This is a genomic window from Streptomyces sp. NPDC058459 (assembly GCF_042721685.1).
GTDB lineage: Bacteria > Actinomycetota > Actinomycetes > Streptomycetales > Streptomycetaceae > Streptomyces.
Genome location: NZ_JBHXLV010000297.1, coordinates 1 through 5,812 on the forward strand (window position 1 = coordinate 1; position 5,812 = coordinate 5,812).

Annotated in this window: 6 protein-coding genes; 3 read left to right on the top strand and 3 right to left on the bottom strand. The window is 70.1% G+C overall.

Annotated features, from left to right (window positions below; translation table 11 throughout):
- Nucleotides 1–480: 480 nt before the first annotated feature.
- The 3 genes from proC (ACFWN1_RS31075) to ACFWN1_RS31085 form a co-directional block, all read right to left on the bottom strand.
- A complete protein-coding gene (gene proC, locus ACFWN1_RS31075) occupies nt 481–1,293 on the bottom strand; it encodes a pyrroline-5-carboxylate reductase (RefSeq protein WP_384369370.1) in 813 nt (270 codons plus the stop codon).
- Nucleotides 1,294–1,356: 63 nt separating this feature from the next.
- Nucleotides 1,357–2,118 carry an ABC transporter permease gene (locus ACFWN1_RS31080; RefSeq protein WP_384369373.1) on the bottom strand — a complete coding sequence of 254 codons (762 nt, stop codon included), beginning with the start codon at nt 2,116–2,118 and terminating at the stop codon, nt 1,357–1,359.
- Entirely contained in the window at nt 2,115–2,903 is a 789-nt protein-coding gene (locus ACFWN1_RS31085) for an ABC transporter ATP-binding protein (RefSeq protein WP_384369376.1), read from the bottom strand. The genes ACFWN1_RS31080 and ACFWN1_RS31085 overlap by 4 nt, the downstream gene beginning before the upstream one ends.
- A gap of 6 nt (nt 2,904–2,909) precedes the next feature.
- Here ACFWN1_RS31085 and ACFWN1_RS31090 point away from each other — a divergent pair, with 6 nt between their 5' ends.
- The 3 genes from ACFWN1_RS31090 (at nt 2,910) to proC (ACFWN1_RS31100) (ending at nt 5,332) form a co-directional block, all read left to right on the top strand.
- On the top strand, nt 2,910–3,698 hold the full coding sequence (locus ACFWN1_RS31090) for an ABC transporter ATP-binding protein (protein ID WP_384369376.1): 789 nt from the start codon (nt 2,910–2,912) through the stop codon (nt 3,696–3,698).
- Nucleotides 3,695–4,456, top strand: coding sequence for an ABC transporter permease (locus ACFWN1_RS31095; protein WP_384369373.1), 762 nt, complete (start codon nt 3,695–3,697; stop codon nt 4,454–4,456). Before ACFWN1_RS31090 ends, ACFWN1_RS31095 begins: the two co-directional genes overlap by 4 nt.
- Nucleotides 4,457–4,519: 63 nt before the next feature.
- Nucleotides 4,520–5,332: a pyrroline-5-carboxylate reductase gene (gene proC / locus ACFWN1_RS31100; RefSeq protein ID WP_384369370.1), complete on the top strand. Its 813-nt coding sequence runs from the start codon at nt 4,520–4,522 to the stop codon at nt 5,330–5,332.
- The last annotated feature ends 480 nt before the right edge of the window (nt 5,333–5,812 follow it).

Below are 5,812 nucleotides of genomic sequence, written 5' to 3' on the forward strand. Positions count from 1 at the left end.
TCTCAAGGAACGGTCGCTTCCTTCGTACTCACCCTCTCGGGCTTTCCTCCGGGCTTCCCTTCGGTGTTTCCGACTCTATCAGATCTTTCCGACCCCATTTCCTCGGTGCTTTCCAGGTCTTCGCTTTCGCGTTTCCCTTTCCGGCGGTTCCGACTCTATCAGAACCTTTCGGTGTCTGATTCCCAGTCAGCGGGGCTGTCTTCCCGGCCCGCTGGGCCGTTCCGACGAGTGAGACTTTAGCGGATTCCCGGCACCCGAGCTAATCGGGGGCCGCGTCCTTTCGAACACGGATTCCTCATTTCGCAAATGCACACCGAGGCATACGACAGCAGAGTGTCGATGAGTAGATGGCCTTACGAGATGGCTGACCGGGGACCGACCGGAGTCGGCGCTCACGTCGGACAGCTCGGAGGACATTACGCATCCGGCGAGGGGATGTCAACCCCCGCCCGCACCGTCTTGCCACGATCCTGGGTGAGGTCAGTCCTTCCTGCCGGAGGCCAGCTCACGGCTGCGGTCGCGGGCCGCCTCCAGTGCCGCGATGAGGGCGGCCCGTACCCCGTGGTTCTCCAGCTCGCGGATGGCGTTGATGGTCGTACCGGCCGGCGAGGTGACGTTCTCGCGGAGCTTGACCGGGTGCTCGCCGCTGTCGCGGAGCATCGTGGCGGCTCCGATCGCGGACTGCACGATCAGTTCGTGGGCCTTGTCGCGGGGCAGGCCGAGCAGGATGCCGGCGTCCGTCATGGCCTCGACGAGGTAGAAGAAGTACGCGGGGCCCGAGCCGGAGAGCGCGGTGCAGGCGTCCTGCTGGCCCTCGGGGACGCGCAGGGTCTGGCCCACGGCGCCGAAGATCTCCTCGGCGGTGGCGACGTGCTCCTCGGTGGCGTGGCTGCCCGGCGAGATGACGGACATGGCCTCGTCCACCAGGGCCGGGGTGTTCGTCATGACGCGCACGACCGGGGTGCCCTCGGCGAGGCGCTCCTCGAAGAACGAGGTGGGGATGCCCGCGGCGCCGCTGATGATCAGGCGGTCGGCGGGGACATGGGGGGCGAGTTCGTCCAGAAGGGCGCCCATGTCCTGCGGCTTGACCGTGAGGATCAGGGTGTCGGCGGTCTTGGCCGCCTCGGTGTTGCTGACCGGGGTCACTCCGTGCCGGGTGCGGAGCTCCTCGGCGCGTTCCGGGCGGCGGGCGGTGACCAGGAGGTCGGCGGGCGCCCAGCCGCCCCGGATCATCCCGCTGAGCAGGGCTTCGCCGATCTTGCCGGTGCCGAGGACTGCGACTTTCTGGCTCATGCGGTTCATCCTCGCACCGGCGATACGGGGTGCGGAGGGATTGTCCGGTGGGCGGACGCGGCTTCAGTCGGTGCGGCGGCGCAGGGTGGCCGCGCCGAGGGCGAGGACCAGGAGCGCGCATCCGGCGACGATCAGTACGTCCCGGACGAAGGCCGAGGTCGGGTCGGCGTGGTGGAGGATCTCGCTCATGCCGTCGACGGCGTAGGACATGGGCAGTACGTCGGAAATGGCCTCCAGTAGGGGGTGCATGTCCGCGCGGGGCGCGAAGAGGCCGCACAGGAGGAGCTGGGGGAAGATCACCGCCGGCATGAACTGGACCGCCTGGAACTCCGAGGCGGCGAAGGCCGAGACGAAGAGACCGAGGGCGGTGCCGAGCAGGGCGTCCAGGAGGGCGACCAGCAGAAGCAGCCAGGGTGAGCCGGTGACGTCCAGGCCGAGGAGCCAGACGGCGAGTCCGGTGGCGAGCGCGGACTGCGCGACGGCCACGGTGCCGAAGGCGAGCGCGTAGCCGGCGATGAGGTCGGCCTTGCCCAGGGGCATGGCAAGGAGGCGTTCGAGGGTGCCCGAGGTGCGTTCGCGGAGGGTGGCGATGGACGTCACCAGGAACATCGTGATCAGCGGGAAGATGCCGAGCAGGGAGGCGCCGATGGTGTCGAAGGTGCTCGGGCCGGCGTCGAAGACGTAGCGCAGCAGGACCAGCATCAGGCAGGGGACGAGGAGCATCAGGGCGATGGTCCTCGGGTCGTGGCGGAGCTGGCGCAGGACGCGGGCCGCAGTGGCGGTGGTGCGGGCGGTGCTGAACGCGGCCGGGGTCGTGGTGCTCATCGGGTCGGCTCCTCGGTGCGGTCGTCCGCTTCGTCGACGAGGCGCAGGAACGCGGCCTCCACGGTGTCGGTGCCGGTGCGGGTGCGGAGGTTCTCGGGGGTGTCGTCGGCGAGGACGCTTCCGTCGCGCATGAGGAGGAGGCGGTGGCAGCGCTCGGCCTCGTCCATGACGTGGGAGGAGACGAGGAGGGTGGTGCCGCGTTCGGCGAGGTCGTGGAAGAGGTTCCACAGGTCGCGGCGGAGGACGGGGTCGAGGCCGACGGTCGGTTCGTCCAGGACGAGCAGGTCGGGGGTGCCGAGGAGCGCGACGGCGAGGGAGACGCGGCTGCGCTGACCGCCGGAGAGGTTGCCGGCGAGGGCGTCGGCGTGGCCGGTGAGGTCGACGTCGGCGAGGGCGCGGGTGACGAGTTCGCGTCGGCGGCCGGCGGCCGCGCGGCCGGGGTCGAGGATCGCGGCGAAGTAGCCGAGGTTCTGCTCCACCGTCAGGTCGTCGTAGACCGAGGGGGCCTGGGTGACGTAGCCGACGCGGCTGCGCAGGGCGGGGTGGCCGGCCGGGCGGCCGAGGACTTCGAGGGTGCCGCTGACCTTGGCCTGGGTGCCGGTGATGGAGCGGATGAGGGTGGACTTGCCGCAGCCGGAGGGGCCGAGCAGGCCGGTGATCCGGCCTCGGGGAAGGGTGAAGCGAAGGTCGTGGAGGACGGTGCGGGTGCCGCGTACGACGGTGAGTCCGGCGGCGCGGACGGCGTCGGGTGCCGTCGGCTGGGGTGGCTCGGGCACATTATTCATCACGTGATGAATAATGTGCCCGAGCCACCCCAGCCGACGGCACCCGACGCCGTCCGCGCCGCCGGACTCACCGTCGTACGCGGCACCCGCACCGTCCTCCACGACCTTCGCTTCACCCTTCCCCGAGGCCGGATCACCGGCCTGCTCGGCCCCTCCGGCTGCGGCAAGTCCACCCTCATCCGCTCCATCACCGGCACCCAGGCCAAGGTCAGCGGCACCCTCGAAGTCCTCGGCCGCCCGGCCGGCCACCCCGCCCTGCGCAGCCGCGTCGGCTACGTCACCCAGGCCCCCTCGGTCTACGACGACCTGACGGTGGAGCAGAACCTCGGCTACTTCGCCGCGATCCTCGACCCCGGCCGCGCGGCCGCCGGCCGCCGACGCGAACTCGTCACCCGCGCCCTCGCCGACGTCGACCTCACCGGCCACGCCGACGCCCTCGCCGGCAACCTCTCCGGCGGTCAGCGCAGCCGCGTCTCCCTCGCCGTCGCGCTCCTCGGCACCCCCGACCTGCTCGTCCTGGACGAACCGACCGTCGGCCTCGACCCCGTCCTCCGCCGCGACCTGTGGAACCTCTTCCACGACCTCGCCGAACGCGGCACCACCCTCCTCGTCTCCTCCCACGTCATGGACGAGGCCGAGCGCTGCCACCGCCTCCTCCTCATGCGCGACGGAAGCGTCCTCGCCGACGACACCCCCGAGAACCTCCGCACCCGCACCGGCACCGACACCGTGGAGGCCGCGTTCCTGCGCCTCGTCGACGAAGCGGACGACCGCACCGAGGAGCCGACCCGATGAGCACCACGACCCCGGCCGCGTTCAGCACCGCCCGCACCACCGCCACTGCGGCCCGCGTCCTGCGCCAGCTCCGCCACGACCCGAGGACCATCGCCCTGATGCTCCTCGTCCCCTGCCTGATGCTGGTCCTGCTGCGCTACGTCTTCGACGCCGGCCCGAGCACCTTCGACACCATCGGCGCCTCCCTGCTCGGCATCTTCCCGCTGATCACGATGTTCCTGGTGACGTCCATCGCCACCCTCCGCGAACGCACCTCGGGCACCCTCGAACGCCTCCTTGCCATGCCCCTGGGCAAGGCCGACCTCATCGCCGGCTACGCGCTCGCCTTCGGCACCGTGGCCGTCGCGCAGTCCGCGCTCGCCACCGGACTCGCCGTCTGGCTCCTCGGCCTGGACGTCACCGGCTCACCCTGGCTGCTTCTGCTGGTCGCCCTCCTGGACGCCCTGCTCGGCACCGCCCTCGGTCTCTTCGTCTCGGCCTTCGCCGCCTCGGAGTTCCAGGCGGTCCAGTTCATGCCGGCGGTGATCTTCCCCCAGCTCCTCCTGTGCGGCCTCTTCGCGCCCCGCGCGGACATGCACCCCCTACTGGAGGCCATTTCCGACGTACTGCCCATGTCCTACGCCGTCGACGGCATGAGCGAGATCCTCCACCACGCCGACCCGACCTCGGCCTTCGTCCGGGACGTACTGATCGTCGCCGGATGCGCGCTCCTGGTCCTCGCCCTCGGCGCGGCCACCCTGCGCCGCCGCACCGACTGAAGCCGCGTCCGCCCACCGGACAATCCCTCCGCACCCCGTATCGCCGGTGCGAGGATGAACCGCATGAGCCAGAAAGTCGCAGTCCTCGGCACCGGCAAGATCGGCGAAGCCCTGCTCAGCGGGATGATCCGGGGCGGCTGGGCGCCCGCCGACCTCCTGGTCACCGCCCGCCGCCCGGAACGCGCCGAGGAGCTCCGCACCCGGCACGGAGTGACCCCGGTCAGCAACACCGAGGCGGCCAAGACCGCCGACACCCTGATCCTCACGGTCAAGCCGCAGGACATGGGCGCCCTTCTGGACGAACTCGCCCCCCATGTCCCCGCCGACCGCCTGATCATCAGCGGCGCCGCGGGCATCCCCACCTCGTTCTTCGAGGAGCGCCTCGCCGAGGGCACCCCGGTCGTGCGCGTCATGACGAACACCCCGGCCCTGGTGGACGAGGCCATGTCCGTCATCTCGCCGGGCAGCCACGCCACCGAGGAGCACGTCGCCACCGCCGAGGAGATCTTCGGCGCCGTGGGCCAGACCCTGCGCGTCCCCGAGGGCCAGCAGGACGCCTGCACCGCGCTCTCCGGCTCGGGCCCCGCGTACTTCTTCTACCTCGTCGAGGCCATGACGGACGCCGGCATCCTGCTCGGCCTGCCCCGCGACAAGGCCCACGAACTGATCGTGCAGTCCGCGATCGGAGCCGCCACGATGCTCCGCGACAGCGGCGAGCACCCGGTCAAGCTCCGCGAGAACGTCACCTCGCCGGCCGGTACGACCATCAACGCCATCCGCGAGCTGGAGAACCACGGGGTACGGGCCGCCCTCATCGCGGCACTGGAGGCGGCCCGCGACCGCAGCCGTGAGCTGGCCTCCGGCAGGAAGGACTGACCTCACCCAGGATCGTGGCAAGACGGTGCGGGCGGGGGTTGACATCCCCTCGCCGGATGCGTAATGTCCTCCGAGCTGTCCGACGTGAGCGCCGACTCCGGTCGGTCCCCGGTCAGCCATCTCGTAAGGCCATCTACTCATCGACACTCTGCTGTCGTATGCCTCGGTGTGCATTTGCGAAATGAGGAATCCGTGTTCGAAAGGACGCGGCCCCCGATTAGCTCGGGTGCCGGGAATCCGCTAAAGTCTCACTCGTCGGAACGGCCCAGCGGGCCGGGAAGACAGCCCCGCTGACTGGGAATCAGACACCGAAAGGTTCTGATAGAGTCGGAACCGCCGGAAAGGGAAACGCGAAAGCGAAGACCTGGAAAGCACCGAGGAAATGGGGTCGGAAAGATCTGATAGAGTCGGAAACACCGAAGGGAAGCCCGGAGGAAAGCCCGAGAGGGTGAGTACGAAGGAAGCGACCGTTCCTTGAGA